The sequence below is a fragment of the Streptomyces sp. NPDC051452 genome (assembly GCF_044454765.1).
Classification (GTDB): domain Bacteria; phylum Actinomycetota; class Actinomycetes; order Streptomycetales; family Streptomycetaceae; genus Streptomyces.
The window spans coordinates 237,248-262,003 of the sequence record NZ_JBITEB010000010.1; the positions used below are offsets into that span (position 1 = coordinate 237,248).

25 protein-coding genes and 1 tRNA gene are annotated in these 24,756 nt (G+C 70.8%); 13 read left to right on the forward strand and 13 right to left on the reverse strand.

Translation table 11 applies throughout. The features are described from left to right. The first annotated feature begins 136 nt into the window (after window positions 1-136). The 6 genes from ACIBA9_RS23800 (at window position 137) to pknB (ending at window position 8,825) form a co-directional block, all read left to right on the forward strand. Window positions 137-1,018 carry a DUF3662 and FHA domain-containing protein gene (locus ACIBA9_RS23800; RefSeq protein WP_362149869.1) on the forward strand — a complete coding sequence of 294 codons (882 nt, stop codon included), beginning with the start codon at window positions 137-139 and terminating at the stop codon, window positions 1,016-1,018. Between the two features lie 10 nt (window positions 1,019-1,028). Continuing rightward, entirely contained in the window at window positions 1,029-1,559 is a 531-nt protein-coding gene (locus ACIBA9_RS23805; RefSeq protein ID WP_393899364.1) for an FHA domain-containing protein, read from the forward strand. A 140-nt stretch (window positions 1,560-1,699) separates the two neighbouring features. After that, window positions 1,700-3,244, forward strand: coding sequence for a Stp1/IreP family PP2C-type Ser/Thr phosphatase (locus ACIBA9_RS23810; RefSeq protein WP_399366033.1), 1,545 nt, complete (start codon window positions 1,700-1,702; stop codon window positions 3,242-3,244). Window positions 3,245-3,271: 27 nt separating this feature from the next. Further along, window positions 3,272-4,744 carry an FtsW/RodA/SpoVE family cell cycle protein gene (locus tag ACIBA9_RS23815; protein WP_399365946.1) on the forward strand — a complete coding sequence of 491 codons (1,473 nt, stop codon included), beginning with the start codon at window positions 3,272-3,274 and terminating at the stop codon, window positions 4,742-4,744. Window positions 4,745-5,119: 375 nt separating this feature from the next. Next, window positions 5,120-6,595 (forward strand): peptidoglycan D,D-transpeptidase FtsI family protein, encoded by a 1,476-nt coding sequence (locus ACIBA9_RS23820; protein ID WP_399365948.1) that lies wholly within the window; start codon window positions 5,120-5,122, stop codon window positions 6,593-6,595. 214 nt (window positions 6,596-6,809) lie between these two features. Further along, the gene (gene pknB / locus ACIBA9_RS23825) at window positions 6,810-8,825 is read left to right on the forward strand and encodes a Stk1 family PASTA domain-containing Ser/Thr kinase (RefSeq protein ID WP_399365950.1); all 2,016 of its coding nucleotides are present in this window, start codon (window positions 6,810-6,812) and stop codon (window positions 8,823-8,825) included. Between the two features lie 70 nt (window positions 8,826-8,895). Here pknB and ACIBA9_RS23830 read toward each other — a convergent pair whose 3' ends face one another. The 6 genes from ACIBA9_RS23830 to ACIBA9_RS23855 form a co-directional block, all read right to left on the reverse strand. Then, a complete protein-coding gene (locus ACIBA9_RS23830) occupies window positions 8,896-9,648 on the reverse strand; it encodes a class E sortase (RefSeq protein ID WP_393902515.1) in 753 nt (250 codons plus the stop codon). Between the two features lie 26 nt (window positions 9,649-9,674). After that, complete coding sequence (locus tag ACIBA9_RS23835; protein WP_399365952.1) at window positions 9,675-10,859, reverse strand: class E sortase; 1,185 nt, start codon at window positions 10,857-10,859, stop codon at window positions 9,675-9,677. Continuing rightward, a complete protein-coding gene (locus ACIBA9_RS23840; RefSeq protein WP_362149862.1) occupies window positions 10,856-11,494 on the reverse strand; it encodes an aminodeoxychorismate/anthranilate synthase component II in 639 nt (212 codons plus the stop codon). Before ACIBA9_RS23840 ends, ACIBA9_RS23835 begins: the two co-directional genes overlap by 4 nt. Further along, a complete protein-coding gene (locus ACIBA9_RS23845; protein WP_362149861.1) occupies window positions 11,491-11,652 on the reverse strand; it encodes a hypothetical protein in 162 nt (53 codons plus the stop codon). The genes ACIBA9_RS23840 and ACIBA9_RS23845 overlap by 4 nt, the downstream gene beginning before the upstream one ends. A 62-nt stretch (window positions 11,653-11,714) precedes the next feature. Beyond that, complete coding sequence (locus tag ACIBA9_RS23850) at window positions 11,715-12,404, reverse strand: class E sortase (RefSeq protein ID WP_399365955.1); 690 nt, start codon at window positions 12,402-12,404, stop codon at window positions 11,715-11,717. A gap of 38 nt (window positions 12,405-12,442) precedes the next feature. Continuing rightward, entirely contained in the window at window positions 12,443-13,237 is a 795-nt protein-coding gene (locus ACIBA9_RS23855) for a DUF881 domain-containing protein (RefSeq protein WP_399365957.1), read from the reverse strand. 153 nt (window positions 13,238-13,390) lie between these two features. Between ACIBA9_RS23855 and crgA the strand changes: the two genes are divergently transcribed. Then, window positions 13,391-13,645 (forward strand): cell division protein CrgA, encoded by a 255-nt coding sequence (gene crgA / locus ACIBA9_RS23860; protein ID WP_362149858.1) that lies wholly within the window; start codon window positions 13,391-13,393, stop codon window positions 13,643-13,645. A gap of 244 nt (window positions 13,646-13,889) precedes the next feature. Here crgA and ACIBA9_RS23865 read toward each other — a convergent pair whose 3' ends face one another. Beyond that, window positions 13,890-14,780, reverse strand: a complete 891-nt coding sequence (locus tag ACIBA9_RS23865) for a rhomboid family intramembrane serine protease (protein WP_399366035.1) — start codon at window positions 14,778-14,780, stop codon at window positions 13,890-13,892. Between the two features lie 116 nt (window positions 14,781-14,896). Next, window positions 14,897-15,427, reverse strand: coding sequence for a peptidylprolyl isomerase (locus ACIBA9_RS23870; RefSeq protein ID WP_362149857.1), 531 nt, complete (start codon window positions 15,425-15,427; stop codon window positions 14,897-14,899). A 273-nt stretch (window positions 15,428-15,700) separates the two neighbouring features. On the opposite strand from ACIBA9_RS23870, the gene ACIBA9_RS23875 reads away from it, so the two are divergent. Continuing rightward, window positions 15,701-16,405, forward strand: a complete 705-nt coding sequence (locus ACIBA9_RS23875) for a DUF5324 family protein (protein ID WP_399365959.1) — start codon at window positions 15,701-15,703, stop codon at window positions 16,403-16,405. Window positions 16,406-16,716: 311 nt separating this feature from the next. Here the strand turns inward: ACIBA9_RS23875 and ACIBA9_RS23880 are convergent. Further along, window positions 16,717-16,789 (reverse strand) — tRNA-Ala (locus tag ACIBA9_RS23880). A gap of 183 nt (window positions 16,790-16,972) precedes the next feature. Here ACIBA9_RS23880 and ACIBA9_RS23885 point away from each other — a divergent pair. Next, window positions 16,973-17,521: a DNA-binding protein gene (locus ACIBA9_RS23885; RefSeq protein WP_362149855.1), complete on the forward strand. Its 549-nt coding sequence runs from the start codon at window positions 16,973-16,975 to the stop codon at window positions 17,519-17,521. 203 nt (window positions 17,522-17,724) lie between these two features. Further along, on the forward strand, window positions 17,725-19,179 hold the full coding sequence (locus tag ACIBA9_RS23890; RefSeq protein WP_399365961.1) for a protein kinase: 1,455 nt from the start codon (window positions 17,725-17,727) through the stop codon (window positions 19,177-19,179). Here the strand turns inward: ACIBA9_RS23890 and ACIBA9_RS23895 are convergent. Then, window positions 19,143-20,519 carry a hypothetical protein gene (locus tag ACIBA9_RS23895; RefSeq protein ID WP_399365963.1) on the reverse strand — a complete coding sequence of 459 codons (1,377 nt, stop codon included), beginning with the start codon at window positions 20,517-20,519 and terminating at the stop codon, window positions 19,143-19,145. The two genes, ACIBA9_RS23890 and ACIBA9_RS23895, sit on opposite strands and share 37 nt — an antisense overlap. A gap of 470 nt (window positions 20,520-20,989) precedes the next feature. After that, window positions 20,990-21,118, reverse strand: a complete 129-nt coding sequence (locus ACIBA9_RS23900) for a DLW-39 family protein (protein WP_003999697.1) — start codon at window positions 21,116-21,118, stop codon at window positions 20,990-20,992. A 348-nt stretch (window positions 21,119-21,466) separates the two neighbouring features. On the opposite strand from ACIBA9_RS23900, the gene ACIBA9_RS23905 reads away from it, so the two are divergent. Further along, complete coding sequence (locus tag ACIBA9_RS23905; protein WP_399365965.1) at window positions 21,467-21,817, forward strand: DUF6344 domain-containing protein; 351 nt, start codon at window positions 21,467-21,469, stop codon at window positions 21,815-21,817. 224 nt (window positions 21,818-22,041) lie between these two features. Continuing rightward, window positions 22,042-22,803: a glycosyltransferase family 2 protein gene (locus ACIBA9_RS23910; protein ID WP_399365967.1), complete on the forward strand. Its 762-nt coding sequence runs from the start codon at window positions 22,042-22,044 to the stop codon at window positions 22,801-22,803. 6 nt (window positions 22,804-22,809) lie between these two features. Here ACIBA9_RS23910 and ACIBA9_RS23915 read toward each other — a convergent pair whose 3' ends face one another. Both ACIBA9_RS23915 and ACIBA9_RS23920 read right to left on the reverse strand, forming a co-directional pair. After that, a complete protein-coding gene (locus ACIBA9_RS23915; RefSeq protein ID WP_362149850.1) occupies window positions 22,810-22,998 on the reverse strand; it encodes a ferredoxin in 189 nt (62 codons plus the stop codon). A 119-nt stretch (window positions 22,999-23,117) separates the two neighbouring features. Continuing rightward, window positions 23,118-23,582 carry a hypothetical protein gene (locus tag ACIBA9_RS23920; RefSeq protein ID WP_399365969.1) on the reverse strand — a complete coding sequence of 155 codons (465 nt, stop codon included), beginning with the start codon at window positions 23,580-23,582 and terminating at the stop codon, window positions 23,118-23,120. A 233-nt stretch (window positions 23,583-23,815) separates the two neighbouring features. On the opposite strand from ACIBA9_RS23920, the gene ACIBA9_RS23925 reads away from it, so the two are divergent. Next, on the forward strand, window positions 23,816-24,331 hold the full coding sequence (locus ACIBA9_RS23925) for a hypothetical protein (RefSeq protein ID WP_399365971.1): 516 nt from the start codon (window positions 23,816-23,818) through the stop codon (window positions 24,329-24,331). The last annotated feature ends 425 nt before the right edge of the window (window positions 24,332-24,756 follow it).

Consider the following 24,756-nt stretch of genomic DNA (forward strand, 5'->3'; position numbering starts at 1 on the left):
GGCTGATTGCCGGGCGCGTAGATACGATCAGCGAGCGGAACGAGCAGGACCGGCCGGCCGGGCAGGATCAGCGGTACCCGGCAAGCCGGATGCAGACAGCAGGGCAAGGAAACGGCAGGGACGGAGGAGGTGCCCCATGGGAGTCCTGAAGAAGTTCGAGCAGCGTCTCGAAGGCCTGGTGAACGGCACCTTCGCCAAGGTCTTCAAGTCCGAGGTCCAGCCCGTGGAGATCGCCGGTGCGCTCCAGCGGGAGTGCGACAACAACGCGACCATCTGGAACCGTGACCGCACCGTCGTACCGAACGACTTCATCGTGGAGCTGAGCACGCCGGACTTCGAGCGGCTCAGCCCCTACTCCGGGCAGCTCGGCGACGAGCTGGCCGGGATGGTGCGCGACTACGCCAAGCAGCAGCGCTACACCTTCATGGGGCCGATCAAGGTCAACCTGGAGAAGGCCGACGACCTCGACACCGGCCTGTACCGGGTGCGCTCGCGCACCCTCGCCTCCTCCAGCAGCCAGCAGGCGGGCCCACAGGCCGCGCCGCAGGCCCCCGCGGGCCCGCCGCCCGGCGGCCGTCCCGGACCGGGCGCCCCCGGCGGCTACGGATACCCGCCGGCCGCCCCCGCCGCCCCGCCGCCGATGCCGTCCGCGCCGCCGCCCGGCACCCGGCCCGGCGGCTACGGCTACCCGCAGCCCGCCACCCAGCGGCCCGCGGCTCCCCCGATGAGCGGCGCGCGCACCCGCTACTGGATCGAGATCAACGGCACCCGCCACCAGATCTCCCACGCGACGCTGGTGATGGGCCGCAGCACCGAGGCCGACGTGCGGATCGACGACCCCGGCGTCTCGCGCCGGCACTGCGAGATCAGGACCGGAACGCCCTCGACGATCCAGGACCTCGGCTCCACCAACGGCATCGTGGTGGACGGACAGCACACCACCCGCGCTACGCTCCGCGACGGCTCGCGGATCGTCGTGGGCAGCACCACCGTTATCTATAGGCAAGCCGAAGGGTGAAGCGGGGGCAATGTCAGAGCTGACCCTCACGGTCATGCGGTTGGGTTTCCTGGCCGTACTGTGGCTGTTCGTGATCGTGGCCGTGCAGGTCATCCGGAGCGACCTGTTCGGCACGCGTGTCACGCAGCGCGGCGCGCGCCGGGAGGCGGGCCGCCAGCAGCAGGCCGGCCGGCAGCAGACTCCCCGGCAGCAGGCCGCGCCCCCGCCGCAGCGCGGCCAGCAGGGCGGCGGCCGACAGCGGCGCAACGCCCCCACCAAGCTGGTCGTGACAGAAGGCACCCTCACCGGCACCACGGTCGCGCTGCAAGGCCAGACGATCACGCTGGGCCGGGCGCACGACTCCACGATCGTGCTGGACGACGACTACGCCTCCAGCCGTCATGCCAGGATCTACCCGGACCGGGACGGGCAGTGGATCGTCGAGGATCTCGGCTCCACCAACGGCACCTATCTGGACCGGTCCCGGCTGACGACTCCCACGCCGATCTCGCCGGGCGCGCCGATCCGCATCGGCAAGACCGTCATCGAGCTGCGGAAGTAGTACTACGTCATGAGTGAGCGCGAGCGGAGCGAGCACGCAGCGGCAGGCCGCCACCCGGTCTCCGGCGCGCTCCCGACCGGAGGGTGGGCAGTGTGGCTCGACACGACCGGCTGTACCCGGAGCCGACGGGCGAGGTGCGCATGAGTCTGTCACTGCGCTTTGCCGCCGGATCGCACAAGGGCATGATCCGGGAGGGCAACGAGGACTCCGGTTACGCCGGCCCCCGCCTGCTCGCCATCGCCGACGGCATGGGCGGCCAGGCGGCCGGTGAGGTCGCCTCCTCCGAGGTCATCTCCACCCTGGTCACGCTCGACGACGACGTGCCCGGCTCCGACATCCTCACCTCGCTCGGCCAGGCGGTGCAGCGCGCCAACGACCAGCTGCGCGCCATGGTCGAGGAGGACCCCCAGCTGGAGGGCATGGGCACGACGCTCACCGCCCTGCTGTGGACCGGTCAGCGGCTCGGCCTCGTACACGTCGGCGACTCCCGCGCGTATCTCCTGCGTGACGGTGTGCTGACGCAGATCACGCAGGACCACACCTGGGTGCAGCGGCTGGTCGACGAGGGCCGGATCACCGAGGAAGAGGCCACCACCCATCCGCAGCGCTCCCTGCTGATGCGCGCCCTCGGCAGTGGCGAGCACGTCGAGCCGGACCTGTCGATCCGCGAGGTCCGGGCCGGCGACCGCTATCTGATCTGCTCCGACGGCCTGTCCGGCGTCGTCTCCCACCAGACGATGGAGGAGACCCTCGCCAGCTACCAGGGTCCGCAGGAGACCGTGCAGGAGCTGATCCAGCTCGCGCTGCGCGGCGGCGGCCCCGACAACATCACCGTCATCGTCGCCGACGTCCTCGACCTGGACACCGGTGACACCCTCGCCGGGCAGCTGTCCGACCAGCCGGTCGTGGTCGGCGCCGTCGCCGAGAACCAGCACCACCTGCACGACAACGGCATCATGCAGACCCCGGCCGGTCGCGCCTCCCACCTGGGCCGCCAGGGCCACGGGGGCGGCGAGTTCGGACCGCCCGGCTCCGGTGGCTCCGCCGGGTACGAGCCCGACGGCAGCTTCGACGACTACGCCGACGGCGACTTCACCAAGCCGCGCCCCCGGCGCAGGTGGCTGAAGAGATCCTTCTACGGCGTTCTCGCCCTCGCCGTCATCGGCGGCGGTCTGTACGGCGGCTACCGCTGGACGCAGACGCAGTACTACGTCGGCGCCAACGGCGAGCACGTGGCGCTGTACCGGGGGATCAGCCAGGATCTGGCCTGGGTCTCGCTGTCGAAGGTGGACACCGACCACCCCGAGATCGAACTCAAGTACCTGCCGCCCTACCAGCAGAAGCAGGTCAAGAACACGATCACGGCGGACGGCCTCCAGCAGGCCCGGACGAAGATCGAGGCGCTGTCCGTGCAGGCCTCGGCATGCCGGAAGCAGGCGGAGCGCGCGGCCGTCCCCAGTGGGAAGCCCTCCAAGACGGGCCGGGGCGTCACCGCGGGAGCGACGGGAACCACCCGTGCCTCCTTCACGTCCAAGGCATCACCGTCGCCGAACCCGTCGGGGACGTCGAAGCCGAAGGGCTCGCCCTCGATGTCTCCGAAACCGTCCGCGACCGCCACTCCCCACCCCGGCCCGAGCCTCTCCGAGGATGAGCAGAAGGTCGTCAATCAGTGCGGCACGCAGTAGGCACGCCGTGAGAGGCCCTGTCACACGATGAGCAGTACTTCCAATTCGCCGACGCACCACACGTCCACGATCGGGGCGATCGGCGCACCCAGTCGCCGCAACACCGAGCTGGCCCTGCTGGTCTTCGCCGTGGTCATCCCGGTGTTCGCCTACGCCAACGTGGGCCTGGCCATCGACGACCAGGTGCCCACCGGTCTGCTGAGCTACGGCCTCGGCCTCGCGCTGCTGGCCGGCGTCGCCCACCTCGCGGTGCGCAAGTTCGCGCCGTACGCCGACCCGCTGCTGCTGCCGCTGGCGACCCTGCTCAACGGGCTCGGTCTGGTGGTCATCTGGCGGCTCGACCAGTCGAAGCTGCTCCAGTCACTGCCCCACTTCTCCGCCGCCGCGCCCCGCCAGCTGCTCTACACCGCCCTGGCCATCGCCGTGTTCGCCGTGGTGCTGATCTTCCTGAAGGACCACCGCGTCCTGCAGCGCTACACCTACATCTCGATGTTCGGCGCGCTGGTCCTGCTGATCCTGCCGCTGGTGCCGGGCCTCGGCGCCAACATCTACGGCGCGAAGATCTGGATCAGGATCCCCGGTCTCGGCTCGCTGCAGCCCGGTGAGTTCGCCAAGATCATCCTGGCGATCTTCTTCGCCGGCTACCTGATGGTGAAGCGCGACGCCCTGGCCCTGGCCAGCCGCCGCTTCATGGGCCTGTACCTGCCGCGTGGCCGCGACCTCGGCCCGATCGTGGTCGTCTGGGCGATCTCGATCCTCATCCTCGTCTTCGAGACCGACCTGGGCACCTCGCTGCTGTTCTTCGGAATGTTCGTCATCATGCTGTACGTCGCCACCGAGCGGACCAGCTGGATCGTCTTCGGTCTGCTGATGTCCGCGGTCGGCGCGGTCGGCGTGGCGAGCTTCGAGCCGCACATCCAGACGCGTGTGCAGGCCTGGCTCGACCCGATGCGCGAGTACCAGCTCAGCCGTCAGGTCACCCACGACGGCATCCTCCACTCCGACCAGCTCCAGCAGTCCCTGTGGGCGTTCGGCTCCGGCGGCACCCTCGGCACCGGCTGGGGACAGGGCCACTCGGACCTAATCAAGTTCGCCGCCAACTCCGACTTCGTCCTCGCGACCTTCGGCGAGGAGCTCGGCCTCGCGGGCATCATGGCGATCCTGCTGATCTACGGCCTGATCGTGGAGCGCGGCGTGCGCACCGCCCTCGCGGCCCGCGACCCCTTCGGCAAGCTGCTCGCCATCGGCCTGTCCGGCGCCTTCGCCCTCCAGGTCTTCGTGGTCGCCGGCGGTGTCATGGGTCTCATCCCGCTGACCGGTATGACGATGCCGTTCCTGGCCTCGGGCGGTTCCTCCGTGCTGGCCAACTGGGCGCTGATCGGCATCCTGATCCGCATCAGCGACACCGCCCGCCGCCCGGCACCGACGCCCGCTGCCAGCCCCGATGCGGAGATGACCCAGGTGGTCCGCCCCGGTGGAACCAGCCCCGCCGGCCCGTGACGACCACTCCCATCAAGATCGTTTTCCGGTTGCCGCCCGCTGGAGCCATTGACGATCATCGGCGTCCCAGACTTAGGGACGCTCGGCACAGTGGGGGACGTCATGCTTCACATGGGTTCGCAGGGCAAGCCCCGTCGCGGTGGGGGCGGCCGCCGTACTCGGCGCCGCGGTGAAGTGCCGGCTCCCGGACGAGGGGACAGCTTCCGGAACCGCTCATACCTCCGGTACGTCTATGGGGCAGTCGTTATCCACAGCCCCGCCCGGTGAGCACAGCCACTGCCTCTAGACTGTGGGCGGCCAAGATGAGCGCCAGCACCATCGGCACCGAGAGACTGAAGCAACAGGCGCCCCTGTTAGCTTGTGGAAAGGCCGGACGTGAACAAGCCATTGCGCCGCATCGCCATTTTCTGCGGACTCCTCGTCCTGGCGTTGTTGATCCGTGACAACTGGCTGCAGTACGCCCAGGCCGACAAACTGCGCGCCGATCCGAACAACCGCCGTGTGACCATCGAGCGCTACGCGCACCCGCGGGGCGACATCGTCGTCGACGGCGAGCCGATAACCGGCTCGGTCGAGGCCAAGCACGGCGACTTCAAGTACAAGCGGACGTACAAGAACGGGCCCATGTGGGCGCCGGTCACCGGGTACTCCTCCCAGGCCTTCGACGGCAGCTTCCTGGAGAAGATCGACGACGGCATTCTCACCGGCAACGACGACCGGCTGTTCTTCCGCAAGACGCTGGACATGATCACCGGTAAGGAGCAGCAGGGCGGCAACGTCGTCACGACTCTCAGCGCCGCCGCGCAGAAGGCGGCGTACGGCGGTCTGCAGCGCCAGGGCGGCAAGGGCGCCGTCGTGGCCTTGGAGCCGTCCACTGGCAAGATCCTCGCGCTTGCCTCGTACCCGTCGTACGACCCCTCGTCCTTCGCGGGCAACACCGACGCCGACGGCAAGGCCTGGGACAAGCTGCAGAAGAAGAACAACCCCGCCGACCCGATGCTGAACCGGGCGCTGCGCGAGACCTACCCGCCGGGCTCCACCTTCAAGGTGGTCACCGCGGCGGCCGCGCTGGAGAACGGGCTGTACAAGTCGGCCGACGAGAAGACCAGGTCGCCGCTGCCGTGGACCATGCCGGGCACCACCACGCAGTTGAAGAACGAGGGCAACATCCCCTGCGAGAACGCCACCATGCGTGAGGCGCTCCGCTGGTCCTGCAACTCCGTGTTCGGCAAGATCGGCGCCGACCTCGGCAACGACAAGATGCTCGCCGAGGCGAAGAAGTTCGGCTTCGACTCCGAGCAGTTCACCCCGACCCGCTCCAACGCCTCGGTGTTCTCCGACAACATGAACCCGTCGCAGACCGCGCTGTCCTCCATCGGCCAGTTCAACACCGCCGCCACCCCGCTGCAGATGGCCATGGTCGCCTCGGCGGTCGCCAACGACGGCAAGCTGATGAAGCCGTACATGGTCGACACGCTGCAGTCCTCCAACGTGGACCCGGTCGCCAAGACCCAGCCGGAGGAGATGAGCCGGCCGCTGACGCCCGCGAACGCGCAGATCCTGCAGTCGATGATGGAGACGGTCGTCAAGGACGGCACGGGCAAGAACGCGCAGATCAACGGCGTCGTCGTCGGCGGCAAGACCGGTACCGCCCAGCACGGTGTGGCGAACAGCGCCAACCCGTACGCGTGGTTCGTCTCCTACGCCAAGATGCCCGACGGCAGCTCGCCGGTCGCCGTGGCCGTGGTGGTCGAGGACGAGAACGCCAACCGTGACGACATCTCCGGTGGCGGCCTGGCCGCGCCGATCGCGAAGAGCGTGATGGAGGCGGTCGTCAAGGGCAAGAAGTGAGACCGTCGGCCCACGGACGTGAGACAACCGGCTCACCGTAGTGAACCCGCTCACATCCTTTTCACATCGATGCACGTTGCGATACCGGTCCTGTATCGGGTTCCGGGCTTGGCCAGGTCATACAAAGCGAGCCGGGTACCGTAGGCCCGGACGGCAGCCTCGGACGCATACGGATGTGCCGGCCGAGACCGACGGAGAGGGCTGGTAGGTAGCTATGGAAGAGCCGCGTCGCCTCGGCGGCCGGTACGAGCTGGGCCAGGTGCTCGGCCGTGGTGGCATGGCGGAGGTCTACCTCGCGCATGACACCCGGCTCGGTCGCACCGTGGCGGTGAAGACGCTGCGCGCGGACCTCGCGCGCGACCCGTCCTTCCAGGCCCGGTTCCGCCGGGAGGCCCAGTCGGCCGCCTCGCTCAACCATCCCGCGATCGTCGCGGTCTACGACACGGGCGAGGACTACATCGACGGGGTCTCCATCCCGTACATCGTCATGGAGTACGTCGACGGCTCCACGCTCCGTGAGCTGCTGCACTCCGGGCGCAAGCTGCTGCCCGAGCGCGCGATGGAGATGACCATCGGCATCCTCCAGGGCCTGGAGTACGCCCATCGCAGCGGCATCGTCCACCGCGACATCAAGCCGGCGAACGTCATGCTGACGCGCAACGGCCAGGTCAAGGTGATGGACTTCGGTATCGCCCGTGCGATGGGCGACTCCGGTATGACGATGACGCAGACGGCGGCGGTCATCGGCACGGCCCAGTACCTCTCGCCGGAGCAGGCGAAGGGCGAGCAGGTCGACGCCCGCTCGGACCTGTACTCGACCGGTTGCCTGCTGTACGAGCTGCTGACGGTCCGCCCGCCGTTCGTGGGCGACTCCCCCGTGGCCGTGGCCTACCAGCACGTCCGCGAGGAACCGCAGTCGCCGTCGGTCTTCGACCCCGAGATCACCCCCGAGATGGACGCCATCGTCCTGAAGGCTCTGGTCAAGGACCCGAACTACCGCTACCAGTCGGCCGACGAGATGCGCGCCGACATCGAGGCCTGTCTCGACGGCCAGCCGGTCGCCGCGACGGCCGCCATGGGCGCGGTGGGCTACGGCGGTTACCCCGACGACCAGGCGACCACGGCCCTGCGCTCGGACGGCGGCGCGGGGGCGACCAGCATGCTCCCGCCGATGAACCCGGACGACGGCGGATACGGCTACGACGACCGCCCCGACCGCCGGCGCCAGCAGCAGAGAAAGTCCAGTACCTCCACGATCCTCCTCGTGGTCGCGGGCATCCTGGTCCTGATCGGCGCGATCCTGATCGGCAAGTGGGCGTTCAGCGGCGCCAACACGGGCGACGGCAAGGTGTCGGTGCCCTCCTTCGTCGGCCAGCCGCAGAAGACGGCCGAGAAGATGGCCGCCAACGTCGACCTGAAGGTGTCGATCACCAAGGCTCCCTGCGACGACCAGCCCGCGGGCCGGGTGTGCAAGCAGAACCCGGACGCCGCGACGAAGGTGGCCAAGAACTCCACCGTCGACCTGGTGGTCTCCAAGGGCGCTCCGAAGATCGACGTGCCGGACGTGCGGGGCGCCCAGTTCGCCCAGGCCGAGGCACAGCTCAAGGAGAAGGGCTTCGTCGTCGAGAAGAAGACCCAGGTCTCCCCGCAGACGCCCGACGTGGTCCTGTCCCAGAACCCGGAGGGCGGCACGAGCCGGCAGAAGGGCTCCACGATCACCCTCACCGTCGCCAAGGCGGAGGAGAAGGTGAGCATCCCGGGCGACCTGGTCGGCAAGTCCTGTGACGAGGCCAAGGCCGAGCTGCAGGGGCTGGGTCTGGTGGCCGCCTGCAACGACACCGCCACCACCAACCCGGACGACGACGGCAAGGTCCTGTCGACCAACCCGGCGGCGGGCCAGCAGGTCGCCAAGAACACCAACGTGACGGTCAACGTCGGCAAGGTCACCCAGCCCACGCAGACCGACGTGCCGAACGTCCAGGGTCAGACCCTGAAGGACGCCCGGAAGATCCTGCAGGACAAGGGTTTCAACAACATCCAGGTCAACGGCGCGAGCGACGACAACGCGCGCGTGCTCAGCCAGAACCCGCAGCAGGGCACCCAGGCCGACCCGGGCACCGCCCAGATCGTCCTGACCACCGTCGACTTCGGCGGCGGTGGCGGCAACGGCGGCAACGGCGGTAATGGCGGCAACGGGGGCGGCGGCATCTTCGGCGGCATCAACGGCTGACGCGTCACCGACGGCGAAAGGCCCCCGGCGTCCTCGACGCCGGGGGCCTTTTTGTCCTTCGAGCCGCGGTTCAGCCGCGCAGTTCCTTCGGCGGGGTCCGCTTGCCGTCCACCTTCTGCACCCGGACCAGTTCGCCCCAGACCACGTAGCGATAGCGGCTCGTGTAGACCGGGGTGCAGGTCGTCAGCGTGATGTAGTGGCCGGCCTTCTTCCTGCCGGACTCCTCGGGGATCTGCGAGAGGACCCTGACGTCGTACTTCGAGGTCTCGGGGAGGACGGAGTAGACCCGGTAGACGTACCAGTCGTCCTTCGTCTCGAAGACGATCGGGTCGCCTTTCCTCAGCTTGTCGATGTTGTGGAACTTCGCGCCGTGGCCGTCCCGGTGGGCGGCGAGGGTGAAGTTGCCCTTCTTGCCGGACATGGGCAGCGTGGCCTTGGCCGGGTCGGTGTAGTAGCCGGCCACGCCGTCGTTCAGGACATCGGTGTCGGTGCCCTTCTCGACCAGCACCTCGCCGTTGCGCATGGCCGGCACGTGCAGGAAGCCGATGCCGTCCTTGGTGTCCAGCGCGCCGGGCGCGGAGTCGGGGGCGGCGGCCCAGTGGTCGCGGACCCGGTCGGCCTCCCGGTCGGCCTTGCGGTCCGCTATGACGTTCGTCCACCACAGCGAGTAGACGACGAACAGGGCGAGCAACAGGCCCGCTGTGATGAGGAGTTCACCGAAGACGCTGACCGTCAGCGCGATCCGGCCGGGACGCCGGCGCGGGGCGGGCTCCGGGTCGGACGCGTCCGTGTGTTCTTCGGTCTCGTCGGCGGTCGCTGCCACAGTTCCTCTGCCTTACTCGATGCGCCCTACTCGATGAGCGCGTCCGGCTTGCCCTTGCTGCGCGGGCGTTCCTCGACCATCTTGCCCCAGACGATCAGCCGGTACTTGCTGGTGAACTCCGGCGTACAGGTGGTGAGGGTGATGTAGCGGCCGGGGCCGGTGAAGCCCGAGCCCCGGGGGACAGGGTTCAGCACGCTGGTGTTGGACGGCGGTGTCACCGGGAGCGTCGAGGTCACCTGGTAGACGAAGTACTTGTCCTGCGTCTCGACCACGACCGCGTCGCCGTGCGTGAGCCGGTTGATGTACCGGAACGGTTCGCCGTGCGTGTTGCGGTGCGCCGCGAGCCCGAAGTTGCCGGTCCTGGCGTCGGGCATCGCCGTCTTCAGCGGGCCCTCGCCGTAGTGCCCGACCATGCCCTTGTCGAGCACCTTCTCGTTGCTGACGCCCTCCGCGATCGGCGCGACCACGTCCAGCTTGGGGATGTGCAGGATGGCGAAGCCCTGCCCCGGCGCGAAGACCCCGGGGTTGCGCTTGCCGCTGGCCCAGTCGTCCTGGAGCTGGTGCGCCTCACTGCCCGCCTGGGCGTGGGCGCGAACGTTGGTCCACCACAGCTGGTAGGTGACGAAGAGCAGCATCAGCACGCCGGTGGTGATGAACACCTCGCCGATCGCCCGGCTCGCCAGGACGGCCGGGCCCGGTTTGCGCTGCCGCGCCCGGCGCCGGGCCTCCACCCGGGACAGCGGCCGCCCGGCCGCCGAAGCGGGCGCGGCGGGCGCGCCACCCGACGGCGGTGCCGGCTCGCGGTGCCCGCCGTGGCGGCCACCACGCCGCTTGGCGGCCTTTCTGCGGGCCGCGCGGCCGCCCGGCGTGATTCCGGTGGCGGAAGGGCCGGCGGAGGCCGCAGAGGCGCCTTGGGGATCGCGTTCGGGGCCGCGGTGCGCGGGTCCCGGGATCCGCAGCGCCATCGTCTCGTCGTCGGCGCCCGGGAAGGAGCCGCCCGCGGGAAAGGCACCGCCCGGGGGGAAGGCACCGGACGTCGGAGCGGGCCCGGGGCCGGGCAGCGGCTCCACGGCCGGCATCGGTGCGGTCGGCGGATCGTCCCGGCGTCCGGCGTGGCGGCCCGCACCCCGAGTGGGGCGTGGCGCACCGCCCCGGGACTCGTACGGGCTCTGCCCGTACAAGTCCTCGCGCTCGGGGCGCAGCGCGGTCACGCCGTGGCCCTGCCCACCACCGGGGCGAGCCCCGCCGACCTCGCCACGGCACCCTGGTCGCCGCACTCCTGAAGCCAGTTGGCCAGCATCCGGTGGCCGTGCTCGGTCAGCACCGACTCGGGATGGAACTGCACACCCTCGACCGGGAGTTCCCGGTGGCGCAGGCCCATGATGATCCCGTCGTGCGTGCGGGCGGTCACCTCCAGCTCGGCCGGGACCGTGGCCGGCTCGGCGGCCAGGGAGTGGTACCGGGTCGCCGTGAAAGGCGAGGGCAGGCCCGCGAAGACGCCCCGGCCCGTGTGCTCGACCGGCGAGGTCTTGCCGTGCAGCAGCTCCGGCGCCCGGTCCACCACACCGCCGTACGCCACCTGCATCGACTGCATGCCGAGGCACACGCCGAAGACCGGGACGCCGGTGGCGGCGCAGTGGCGGACCATGTCCACGCAGACGCCCGCCTCCTCGGGGGTGCCGGGGCCGGGCGAGAGCAGTACGCCGTCGAAGCCGTCCTGGGCGTGCGCCGTCGACACCTCGTCGTTGCGCAGCACCTCGCACTCGGCGCCCAGCTGGTACAGGTACTGCACGAGGTTGAAGACGAAGCTGTCGTAGTTGTCGACGACGAGAATCCGCGCACTCACTGGTTGTCCACCGTCACATCGTTGAAGGGCAGGAGCGGCTCGGCCCACGGGAAGACGTACTGGAAGAGGACGTAGACCACGGCCAGAACCAGTACGAGCGAGAGGAGGGCCTTCGCCCACACGTTGCCCGGCAGATGCCGCCAGATCCAGCCGTACATGCCGTCCCTTGCCGTCCCTTCCGTGTCCCTACGGCACCACACCCACGCCGTACGTCACCAGACTAACGGCGCAGAGCCTCCGGTTCGCCTGTCTCCACGGGCCGCGTGGAGTCCAGGTGCGCCCAGACGATCAGCCGGTGACTGTGCCCCCATTCCGGATCGCACGTGGTCAGCGTCAGATACCGGCCCGGACGCGTGTACCCGGATTTACGTGGCACAGGGTCGATCACCTCAACGTCCGTCGGCACGGTTTTGTAAGGCCCTTTGTCGATCCGATACGTGAACCAGGTCGTGCCGTCCGTGAGCACCACCGCGTCACCCCTGCGCAGCCGGGGGAAGTCCTTGAAGGGGTCTCCGTACGTGCGCCGGTGGCCGGCGACCGCGAAGTTGCCCTCCTGCCCGAGCCGGGCCGTGCCGGTGTAGTGGGCAAGCCCCCTGCGCAGCACGTCCGTGCCGGTGCCCTCCAGCACGGGCTTGTTCCACGTGAAACCGAGCCGCGGGACGTACATGATCGCGAAGGCCCTGCCGGGGTGGTACGGCCCGGGAGCCCGCACGGTCACCGTCCGCTCGCCGGTGGCGTCCTCGGGTCGGGCGTCACCCGTCGACCACTGCCGGTGCAGCCGGTCGATCTGGTCGCTCATGGCACTGTCGGCCCGCACACCCGTCCAGAACAGCAGGTAGGCGACGAAGAGCACGATCAGGGTGCCGACGGTGATGCACAGTTCGCTGACGGCCTTGACGATCACGCGCACCGGCGGCTCCTGACAGGGGACCCTCGCTGCTTGCCCGGCTACTCCACCGGCTTCGCGTAGTGCAGATCCACTGTGCCCGAGTAACCCGGAAGAGTCACCGTCCCGTCCTCGGTGACTTTCCAGCCGAGGCCGTAGACGTTGACGTAGACCATGTAGGTCTGGATCGCCTTGCTCGCCGCGAGCGCCTGCTGCAGCTTTCCGGGGTCCCCGATCGCCGTGATCTTGTAGGGCGGGGAGTAGACGCGGCCCTGGAGGATCAGGGTGTTGCCGACGCAGCGCACGGCGCTGGTGGAGATCAGCCGCTGGTCCATGACCTTGATGCCCTTGGCACCGCCCTGCCAGAGAGCGTTCACCACTGCCTGGAGGTCCTGCTGGTGGATGACCAGGTAGTCGGGCTGCGGCTCGGGATAGCCGGGAAGCTTGGCGGTGGCGTTGGGCGGGGCGTCGTTCAGTGTGACGGAGATCGCCTTGCCGGTCAGCCTGTCGGTTCCGGCGCTCGACTCGAGGCCGGCGAGCTTCTGGTCCTGGGCCTTGCTGCTGCCGTCGTCGTTCTCGGCGAGCGAGTCGACCTTGCCGCGCAGGGTCGCGTTGGACTCGTCCAGCTCCTTGTTCTTGCGGCTGCGCTGCTGGATCAGGTCGGAGAGCTTGAGCAGGGAGCCGTCCTGCCGGATGTCCGTACCCTTGGCGGTGTCGAAGCTGGTGAAGAAGATGAGCCCGGCGAGGGCGAAGACCGCCGCCGTGAGCAGGCGCACCGGCCGGACACGCGGTCCACGACCGGGGCCGGGTCCGGAACCCGTTGATCCCGTCCCTGGGGAGTCGGCAGAATTGCTCAACGTACCCTTATCTCCTTCGGCGCCGCGGAAGCACTACGCTAACGGACGCCCGGGGGAGCACACAGAGTCGTCATGTTGGCCCCTTGTACGCTGCCCCGAGCCCGACCCAGTTACCTGCGCGGCCACGCAGCGCGCTCGACAGGAGAGACCCTCGTGCCGAAGTCACGTATCCGCAAGAAGGCCGACTACACGCCGCCCGCGGCCAAGCAGGCGCAGGCCATCAGGCTGACCAACCGTTCCTGGGTCGCACCCGTCATGCTGGCGATGTTCCTCATCGGCCTGGCCTGGATCGTCGTCTTCTATGTGACCGACGGTTCGCTGCCCATCGACGCGCTGGACAACTGGAACATCGTGGTCGGCTTCGGCTTCATCGCCGCCGGCTTCGGTGTCTCCACGCAGTGGAAGTAGTTCTGCCCACGGCTATCCACTGAGTTATCCACAGGCCGTAGATGTATCCACACCCTCCTGGGGAAAAGACTACGATCTGTGGATAACTCATCGGCGGTTGACGCCGGTGTGACTGCCCTATCGGTTCCCGCACACGCATTCGCACCGGCCTGACCTGCGGAAACACATTCGAGCGACGGCGGGCACAGCTGTGTGGCCACAGCGTGCACAAGATCCGGCACACGCTGTGGACAACGGTGGGGTGTCAGGTGAGCTGAACGGTCCTGACCAGCGCGAGGACCACCGCGACCACCAGGACGAGCGCACAGGTGCCGTACTGGACCAGCGCCCGTCTGCGGCGCGGCGCGTGGACCATCCCGTACCCGGTCACGACGCCGGCGACCAGCCCGCCGATGTGCGCCTGCCACGCGATGTTGCCGAACCCGAAGGTGATGATCAGGTTGATCACCAGCAGCGCGATGACCGGCCGCATGTCGTAGTTGAGGCGGCGCATCAGCACGGCGGTGGCCCCGAAGAGACCGAAGATCGCGCCGGAGGCGCCGAGCGAGGCCTGTGAGGGCGCGGCGAGCAGATAGGTCAGCGCCCCGCCAGCCAGCCCGGACACGACGTAGACGGCCAGATAGCGGGCCCGGCCGAGGGCCGCCTCCAGCGGACCGCCGATCCACCACAGGCTCAGCATGTTGAAGCCGATGTGCCAGTACTCCTGGTGCGCGAACATCGACGTCACGAAGCGGTACCACTCGCCCCCGGCGACTCCCGAGGTCGGCGCGAACGGCTTCGGCGGCCAGGCGCCGTAGAGGACCAGATGCTCGACGAGCGAGCTGTCGGCCTGGATGGCGATGAACACCGCGATGTTGATCCCGATGAGGATCTTGGTGAGCAGGCGGGGGTCGGACGTCACCGCGCCGCCCGCGACCGTACGGGGGCGGGCGGCGGCCGGAGCCGGTCCCGCGCCGGAGCCGCCGCGCACGCAGTCGGGGCACTGGAAGCCGACCGAGGCGCTGACCATGCACTCGGGGCAGATGGGGCGTTCGCAGCGGGTGCAGCGCACGCCGGTCTCGCGGTCCGGGTGCCGGTAGCACCCGGGCAGGCTCCGCGCGTCCCGCGCGCTGCCGCTGTCGGCGGCCTGGTCCATCGGATCGATCCCCTTGCTCGTCATGGCACTGCCTGCGGCAAACACCCCGCCCCGCTCATCCTTACGGACGAGCGGGGCGTTTGGTTCCCTGTGGGAGTCCTCGGGAAGCGGTGGGCTCAGCCCTCACGCTTCTCGACGACGACCGACTCGATGACGACGTCCTGGGCCGGACGGTCGTTTCGGCCGGTGGGGACGCCCGCGATGGCGTCGACGACCTTCTGGCCGGCCGGGTCGGTGACCTCGCCGAAGATGGTGTGCTTGCCGGTCAGCCACGCGGTCGGGGAGACGGTGATGAAGAACTGCGAGCCGTTGGTGCGCGGGCCGGCGTTGGCCATGGCCAGCAGGTACGGCTTGTTGAAGGACAGGTCCGGGTGGAACTCGTCCTCGAACTGGTAGCCGGGGCCACCGGTGCCGTTACCCAGCGGGTCGCCGCCCTGGATCATGAAACCGCTGATGACACGGTGGAAGACCGTGCCGTCGTAGAGGCGGTCCTTGGTCTTCTGACCGGTGCTCGGGTTGGTCCACTCGCGCTCGCCCTGGGCCAGCTCGACAAAGTTCCTGACCGTGACGGGCGCGTGGTTCGGGAACAGCCGGACCTCGATGTCGCCGTGGTTGGTCTTCAGGGTGGCGTAAAGCTGCTCAGCCACGATCTGCCTTCCGTTGTCTTTCTGTGACTACCCGATCCTCGCACGGCCGGGTCCCGACGTCGCCCTACGGCCACGACTTATGCCGGGAAAGCGGCGCGCGAGGACGATCCGTGGCAGGGTCGACAGCGAGCTTCCGTTACCCGTGATCGAGCCCGAGGGGCGCGATCGGCACCCATATGCCCGTCCTCGAATGCCGCCCGGACTGTTGACAGGCATGATCCGTAAAAGGGTGGAAAGTCGAATTACCGTACGCCACCGAGGAGGAGGAAACCCGTGACCCGCATCGACAGCGTGCGCGCCGCGACCGGCTCGGCGAAGGACAGCGTGCTGCACGCCGCGGAAGTGGTGGCGCCCTACGCCGACACGGCCAAGGAGCGTGCCGCGTACTACGCGCAAGAGGCACGCGTACGGCTGGCGCCCGTGGTCTCGCAGGCCGCCGAACAGGCCCGCGAGCAGTACGACGCCCGGCTCGCCCCGCGTCTGGAGCACGCCCGCGCGCATGTGCCGCCGAAGGTGGACCTCGCCGCGCAGGAAGCCGCCCTTCGCACCCGAAAGGCCGCTCGGCAGGCCGCCGATTACTCGCGCCCGAAGATCGAACACGCCGTGGCCGTCGCGTCACCGGTGGCGGACGAGGCCGCCGCGCGCGGCGCCGCCGCCCTGGTCGCGCTGCGCGGTCAGGTCTCCGCCCAGCAGATCCAGAAGCTCGCCCGGAAGAACGCGCGGCGCTCCAGGACCGGCCGGACCGTGAAGGTGCTGGGCCTGCTGACCGTGCTGGCCGGCGGTGCCTTCGCGGCCTGGAAGTGGTGGGACAAGCAGGCAAACCCCGACTGGCTGGTCGAGCCGCCGGCGGCGACCGAGGTGCCCGAGACGGGCCGTCTCGGCGCCGTGGACGGCAGCGGAGCCGCCTCGGTCCTCGACCCGGACGTGGAGGCCAAGCAGGCCGACGAGGAGGCCGCGAACCGCGACGACCAGCCCTGAGCGGACCCTCCTCACTCCGGCCGCGGCCCCCGCCGTCACGGCCCGCCCGCCGACGCGCCTCCGGCCGCCGACGGCGAAGTGAGGCATGCCTCGCCAAAGCCGGGAGGCCTGCCCTCGCCAGCCCTCCCACCTGCTTCCGGGCAGGCGGGAGGGCTTTTTCACGGCGCCGGTGAGGGGCGGTGGAAACCCGGTGCAACAGCACCTGCCCCAGGGCGAGTTCGAAGACCACTGCGCCGGCCAGCGCCCCGACGGCCAGAACACAAAAGAGCCCCCCGACCGCGGTTGACGCAGGTCAGGGGGCTCTTCGGTTGTGGAGCCTAGGGGAGTCGAACCCCTGACATCCGCCATGCAAAGACGGCGCTCTACCAACTGAGCTAAGGCCCCGGGAAGCAGCGGTCGGCCGGAGGAATCGTGTTCCGGCGACTGCCGCAGACCAGAGTACCGGGTCACCCCCCGTATCCCGCAAAAAGATTGGGGGTCCCCCTGTATGACCACTCTCCGTAAGATGCTCGACGTGGTTCGCTACAGCGAACCACGCTTTTTCAGGGGAAGCGATGGGGAGACGCAATGGACGCCGCACAGCAGGAAGCCACCGCCAGAGCGCGGGAGCTGCAGCGGAACTGGTACGGGGAGCCGTTGGGGGCGCTCTTCCGTAAGCTCATCGACGATCTCGGGCTCAACCAGGCCCGGCTGGCGGGGGTCCTGGGGCTGTCCGCTCCGATGCTGTCCCAGCTGATGAGCGGCCAGCGCGCGAAGATCGGCAACCCCGCCGTGGTCCAGCGGGTGCAGCTGCTGCAGGAACTGGCGGCCCAGGCGGCGGACGGCAGCGTCAGCGCGGCCGAGGCGACCGAGCGCATGGAAGAGATCAAGAAGTCGCAGGGGGGCTCCGTGCTCAACAACACCACCCAGACCACGAGTGGTTCCGGGGCGCCCACGGTCAAGCGGGTGGTCCGCGAGATCCAGTCGCTGCTGCGCTCGGTGGCCGCCGCCGGCGACATCATCGACGCCGCCAACGCCCTCGCCCCGACCCATCCGGAGCTGTCCGAGTTCCTGCGCGTCTACGGCGCCGGCCGCACCTCCGACGCCGTCACGCACTACCAGTCCCACCAGAACTGACCCCGCCGCCCGGCTCCCCGGAAGAGGCACCGGAGGCGGATACCGGGAAACAGCCGCCACGGGGGGCGGCCGCCCGGACACGGCGACGGGGAGCGGAGCCCACGGGGGCGGGAGGGGAACGAGGGGGGACACGCGGGTAGAGGGGAGACGAGGGGCCAGGGGGAGCGGGGGCCAGGGGGAGCGGGGAGGAGCGGGGGACTGTCATGGGTGAGGTCTTCGCCGGCCGGTACGAGCTGGCCGATCCGATCGGACGCGGTGGCGTGGGCGCCGTATGGCGGGCCTGGGACCACCGTCGACGCCGTTACGCGGCCGCCAAGGTGCTCCAGCAGCGGGACGCCCACTCCCTGCTGCGCTTCGTGCGGGAGCAGGCGCTGCGCATCGACCACCCCCATGTCCTCGCCCCCGCGAGCTGGGCCGCCGACGACGACAAGGTCCTGTTCACCATGGACCTGGTCACCGGCGGCTCGCTGGTCCACCTCGTCGGGGACTACGGCCCCCTCCCCCCGGTCTTCGTGTGCACACTGCTCGACCAGTTGCTGTCCGGTCTCGCCGCGGTCCACGCGGAGGGCGTCGTCCACCGGGACATCAAACCCGCCAACATCCTCCTGGAAGCCACCGGTACGGGCCGGCCTCGGCTGCGGCTGTCCGACTTCGGCATCGCCATGCGGCTCGGCGAGGCCCGGCTGACCGAGACCAACCTCGTGGTGGGCACGCCCGGTTACCTGGCCCCGGAGCAGATGCTCGGCGCCGAACCCGACTTCCCCGCCGACCTGTTCGCCGTCGGCCTGGTCGCCCTGTACCTCCTGGAAGGCGCGAAGCCCGACGCGAAGGAACTGGTGCGGTATTTCGCGGAGCACGGCACCCCGGGGGCTCCCAAGGGCATACCCGAGCCGCTGTGGCAGGTCGTCGCCTCGCTGCTGCAACCCGACCCGGCGGCCCGCTTCCGTACCGCCACGGGTGCGCGCAAGGCGCTCGCCTGCGCGGCGGAACTCCTGCCGGAACCCGGGCCCGACGACGAGTTGATCGAGATCTTCGACCAAGTCGGCCCCCTGCCACCCGGGTTCGGCCCCGACGGGCCCCTGAGGAGAGCCTCGGGAGTGCGGACGCCCGCACCCGACCCCGACTCCGGCCCCGACCCGGCCTCCGTCTCCGGCCCCGACTTCGTCCCTGGTGCCGGCGCCGGTACGAGCCACCCCGGCACCCGCACGGGATCCCGCACCGGCACCGGTTCCATGTCGGACACCGGAAGCTTCCGACTCCCCCCGCCCCAGGGGAGCTTGGGTTCCGATCCGCGCGCCTGGCCCCAGGTCCCCCCGAGTGCACCCGCCACCCCGGAGCACGCGCCCCGGACGTCGGGACCCGCGCCTCGGATTCCGGAACAGCCCCTCACCGAACCGACGTACGCGCTCTCGGAGCCGGGGCGGCACCGCGACGCCTCCACCGCGTCCGGCTCCTCCACCGCCTCCTACACCACTCGCGACCCGCAGGCCCCACTACCGCCCCCCGCCCCGCCGTTCTCTTCGCCGTCTCCCGCGCGGGGCCACCGGGCGCGCCGCGCGAAGCGCCGTCCCGGGCCGCCCGCGAAGATCGTCGTCCCGGTCCTGCTGCTGGCGCTGGCCTGTTATGCGGTGGGCTTCTGGGCGCTGACCCGCCTCTGAGCCCGCCGGGCCGCCACCGTCCAGCCACCGAGCGCCAGCAGCAGGGCGGTGCCCAGGCCGATGCCGCCGACCGCGACCAGCCTCGTCGTCGTGTCGTCCGGCTCACCGGCCGCTGCGGTGCGTGCCGTCTCCCGGCCCTCCGCCGTGACGGTGAAGAGGTCCGCCGGCTCGGTGGGACCGGTGTAGTCCGGCCCGGCGTGCGCCCGCCCGTCCACGCCGACCCGCAGCGTCACGTCGAACGGCCCCTGCCCGAAGAGAGGGGCCATCTTCTCGCTGAGGTGCAGGACCAGGTAGTACTCGCCGGCGAAGCGGACGGAGGAGACCCCGGCGGGGGCGGCGTAGCGATTGGCGTACTCGACCGGCGGGAGTGGCTCCAGGGCGATGGACTTGCGGACGCCGGTGTAGCCGAGGGCGGCGTCGTCGACGCAACCGCGCGCGGGATTGTGCAGGGCGAGCGTCAAGGCGCCGCCGACATAGCCACGGCCGGGGGAAGCGCCCAGTTCGGCGGTGGCGTGGATTCGGCGGCCCCAGTCCAGCGGCACCTTGTAGAAACGGGTCTCACCCGGCACGAGAGCCGTCCGCCAGACCCCCTGGCCCACCGGCTCGGCCGAGGCGAAGCCGGCACCGCCGGATCGGGCGCGGGGCTCTCCGGCCGGCGGCTCCGGCGTGGCGGAGTCCCATGCCCGCGGCGCGGTCGTGGGACCGGTCCGGGCCGGGCGGGGCTCCGTGGCGGGCGCGATCTCCAGGTCCCAGCGCTGTGCCTGGGCCCCCGTGTCCGTGGGGCCCGCCGCGCCGGAACCTTGCGTGTCGAGGCGTTCGACGAGCAGGTAGTAGGTCCCCGCCCCCTGGCACAGCGCCTTGCCGGCCTCCCGTTGCGCCAGAGCCGTGACCGGGCGGGGGCTCTGTCCGGCGCCGAAGCGAGCGGAAGCGAAGGAGCAGGGCGTGCCGTCGCCGTCCCGGACGGACACACGGATGCCGTCGGTGGAGGAGACGGTGGCGTTCGCGGGCGGTACGGCGGTGACGGGGACGTATGCCGTGTCGGGGGCGGTGAGGCGGAGGCGGTAGTACAGCCTGCCGTTCCTCGGCAGGGAGCTTCGGTAGGTGTGCCCGGGGTCCAGTCGCCCGGCCTTCGAGGTGTCCGCCGCGCCCGCCACGGCACGGTCGCCCGGCGCGAAGTCGTACGACCCGGGACGCGTGTCGGCGGCGGCTGCTGTCCCCGTCGGCACGGGGAGCAGGGCGCACAGGCCCAGCAGGACGACGGCGACGACGGCGACGCGCGGCCCCCGCGGGACGGCCCCCGAGCGCCCGCACCCCGACCGGCCGCTCTCCGACAACGTCATAGGCGGCCACGGACGCCACAGCGCCGCACGACGCCACGCACGCGCCCCCGCCGTACGCGACCCCGCCCTACGTTCCCGCCGTCGCACGCGCCACCCCCGTCGCTCCGCCCACCGCACGCCCGGCCGCTCCCGCGCGGCCGTGCCGGACCGTGGCCCATCCTGCCCCGGGCAGCCGGGTGCGATCAGGGCAACGCGTTCGGCCGTCCGAAAAGCCCGGCACTGCCCGTCGGGCACCCGGCCCGGCGCCCGACGGTTCCGGCGAGCGCGGAGCGGCGCCGTGCGGCGCGTAACGCACTCACCGCGACCCCGCAACTGCGCAACCTCACGCACCGCGATCGTCCAGACGCGTCACCGCCCGGCCGCGCGCCCCCGCATCCCGCTCCAAGGAACGCAAAACCCCGACCGCGAAGGCGGCCGGGGTCTGTTCAGTCTGGGGGTCAGAGTCTGGAATCAGATTCTGGAGTCGGGACTCACGAACCGGTGGGCACGGAGTCGGTGGCCTCCGTCCACAGATCCTGCTCGGCGCGATCCGCCTGGATCTGCCGGTACACGAGGAGCCCGCCGATGGCGGCCAGTGCGACCAGGAGCAGCTTCTTCACCGCGCGACCTCGTCTTTCCTTGACGTAGGGGACCTCTGGCGCCCGACTATACACACCGACCGATACCGATCGGTGACCTGCGTGGGGGCTCAACTCCCGCCTCCGGCGGCCCGATCGCCGGGCCCGGCACCGTTCCGATCGGAGGGTGATCACACCCTCACACACCGTGACATTGCTCCCCATTCCCGCCGTTTCGCCAGGATTCCGGACTCTTCCGGCCTCCATGCGGCCATACGGGTGGTGTTCATCTGAACATCGCCGCGCCACGAGCGTAGGTCCACCACTTCGCGCCGCTCATACACATCATGAGGAAAGTACGCAAATCGCCCAACCCGAAAGTGAGGGGCCATGACCCAGAACAAGGTCATGAAGCTGTGGACCGCCATCGTCACCGCCTTCCTCGCGCTGTTCACGGCGCTCGGACTAGTCACCGCGACGGCAGCGACGGCCACGACGGCCGCCGCCCAGCCCGAGAGCCCCCGCACCGACGCGACGCACCACGCGGCCCCGGCGATTCCGGCGACACCCCGCTGGGTCTGGTCCCACGCAAGGGCGCTGCCCCCCACGATGAAGCAGCGGATCGGGGCCGAGGCCCACGGGAAGTCCCCCAGCTGCCGGCACCGGCCCCTCACCGACACCCAGGCGGAGAACACGGAGCTCACCACACCCGACCAGGATCCGGCGGCGCTCGACTGCTGATCCTCGCTCCCTGCGCCGCTCCACCGGTACACCACGGCAGGAACGGCGAACAGCACCGCAGACGTCTCGACACAAGGCGACTTGCGTACGCATCAGTCGATACGGAGAAGACCCCCGGCCGGGTTCGGCCGGGGGTCTCGCGCTGTACGGGCCCACATCGCTCACGCCATCCTCGTAGGAAGATCTCTCGACCCCCTCCCGACGGAAAGGTGGTGAGTGCCGCCGTGAGCCGGCGCGTCACCGTTGTCACCGCTGTCCACGGACCGTCCGCCCGGTTCCTGCCGGACGCCTACGCGTCCTTGCGCGCACAGCGGCTCGCCGACGGCTGGGACTGGGAGTGGGTGATCCAGGAGGACGGCGAGACGGACCGGGTCCGTCCGTATGTGCCGGCCGACGACGCGCGGGTGGTCTTCCGCCAGGGCCGGCCGGGCGGTCCCGGTGTCGCCAGGACGATCGCGCTGGCGCACACGCGCGGGGCGTACGTGAAGGTCCTCGACGCCGACGACCAGCTCACCCCGGGCACGCTCGCCCGTGACCTGGCCGTGCTGGAGGCGGACCGCACCGTGGGCTGGACGACGTCCCGGGTGCTCGACCTGCTGCCGGACGGCACCACGGCAGGCTTCCCGGGCGATCCGCAGGAGGGCCCGCTCGCCCGCGGAGTGGTCCTCGACCACTGGAAGCGGAACGACTTCCTCGCCCCGGTCCATCCGGCGACCCTGTGCGTCCGACGGGATCTGCTGACCGCCCTGGGCGGCTGGATGGCCCTGCCGGCCTCGGAGGACACAAGCCTGCTGCTGGCGCTGAACGCGGTGAGCCGCGGCTGGTTCTCGGCGGAGGCCGGACTGCTGTACCGGAAGTGGGAGGGCCAGGCCACGGGCCAGGCGGCCCATGTCGACCCCGCCGAACGCGCGGCACGCATGGCGGTCGCGGAGGCCAGGGCCCGGGCGCTGACGGAGTTCGGGTGGACCTACCCGGCCGACCTGTGACAGCGGCTACTGCGTGAGCCTGATCGCCTGTGAGGGGCACATCTCCGCCGCGTCGCGGACCCGCGGGTCGTCGGCGCACTCCTCGCGGCCGGGCCGTACGACGCCGTACCCGTCCTCGAACGCGAACACGACCGGCGCCCGGTGCGCGCACTCGGCGGAGCCGTAGCACTGGCCGCGGTCGACGGAGACCTTCATACGTCCTCCAGCCGTCAGCGACCCCCGCCGACGCTGCCCGGCCGGGGTCGACTCGGTGACTTCCAGGACGTCACTGCCCGGCTCGACGCCCGCTGAACCGGCCGGACCGACAGTTGCCGCTACCGTTCCCCGCCCCCGGCCGAGGACAGCCAGTGGGCCACCCGGCGGGCCGTCGGCTCGTCGAGTCGGTCGGCCAGGACCCGGAGCGCCTCGCCGTCCTCGGGGCTCAGGTCGTACAGGCCCGCCCTGCTCAGACCGGCCATCAGCACCTGGTGCCGCCGGTCCGTCATGCGCTCGGCGAGCTTCTCCGGTTCGCCCGAGCCGGTCGAGGCGGCGGGGGCGGGCGCCTTGGCGGCCGGGGTGTCGTAGAGGTGCCAGGAGCCGTCCTTCGGGCCCCACAGCGCGACCGTCACCTCGGCCCCGCGCGCCCGCACGGTCTGGGCCATGTCTCCCACGGCGTACAACACGGGGGCCCGGTAGGGGGATTCGGCAGCCACCGCCCAGGAGTCCTGGGAGGGCTGGTGGAACATCGCGACCCAGCGAGGAGCACCGGGCGGTCGCGGGCACCGGGAACGCTTCTCCATGGCACTCACCCCTTCGGGAACGGCCGACGCCGGCCGACCCGGCGACCGTACCTGACGACCCGTCAGGTAGCCAGCTCGATGCACCGTGCGCACCCGCGCCGCCCTGCGGACCCCTGAGGAACCCGTCCCCGCGCGCTTCTGGCCTCTTCTCGGGCGGCATGGCACCCTGCCCGCGCCCAGTCCGAGCCGGACCGACCGAACCAACCTGACCAACCGGACCAAGGAGGCCGAGGATGAGCGGACCGGACGAGACGGTCGCCGCGACCGCCGCACGGAAGGCGGCACCGCGCCCGGCGCACGGCGTGCGCGCCCGCAGCGCCTACGACCGGGCGGTCGCCGCGTGCCGGCACGCCGGTGTCGGCGAGGACGCGGCCGAGATCGTGCCGACGGACCCCGCCGGCAGGGCGGCCAACGCGCTGCGCCTGTCGGCCCGGTCGCTCGCCGCCCTCGGCGCGAGCGCCCCGGACGCGGCGGCGGACGCCCGCTGCGCCCGCAACACCGCCGCCACCGCGGCCCTGGCCGCACAGATCGCCGCCGCCCGGGACGGGACCGAGGCCGCCGCCACGGCCCTGCGCGCGGCCCTGGCGGCATCGCGGGCGGCCGCGATCGCGGCCGGCGGCAGCGCGCCGGGGCGGGACGCCGCCCTGAACGCCGCCGCGGAGGAGGCCGAGCGCCACGCGGTCGCCACGGCACACCAGGCGGGGTGGGATACGGGCGAAGGCATGGGCACGGACACGGAGGCGGACTAGCACGTTGGACCGGCACGCGGACTCGGCCGTCGAGTGAATGCCCTGCCCCGGAGCGGAGAAGCAGAGCCCCTGCCCGTCCGGCACCGGTCCCTCCCCTCGTGGGGACCGGTACCGAACGGCACAGGGGATGTCGGCCCGCGCCACGTCGGCGCACCGGCACGGGTCGAAGAACGGGAGCCGTTCCCGCGGGCGGTCGCGGGTTCAGCCGTGGGCGCCCTCACCGCCCGGCACCTCCGGCGGGACCGGCCCGCATGCTCGCGGTGGAAGTTGACCGAGAACGTTCGCTGCCATGGGCTGTCTCCGAGAGCGCCGAGCCGGTGGCCTGTCCAGACGGTGAGTGATCAGTCCGCTACCGGGTTCGGATCCTGCCATCTGTCGCCCCCGCCGAGGAGGCTCCGGCCGCCGGTCCAGGGCTTCTTCGCAGG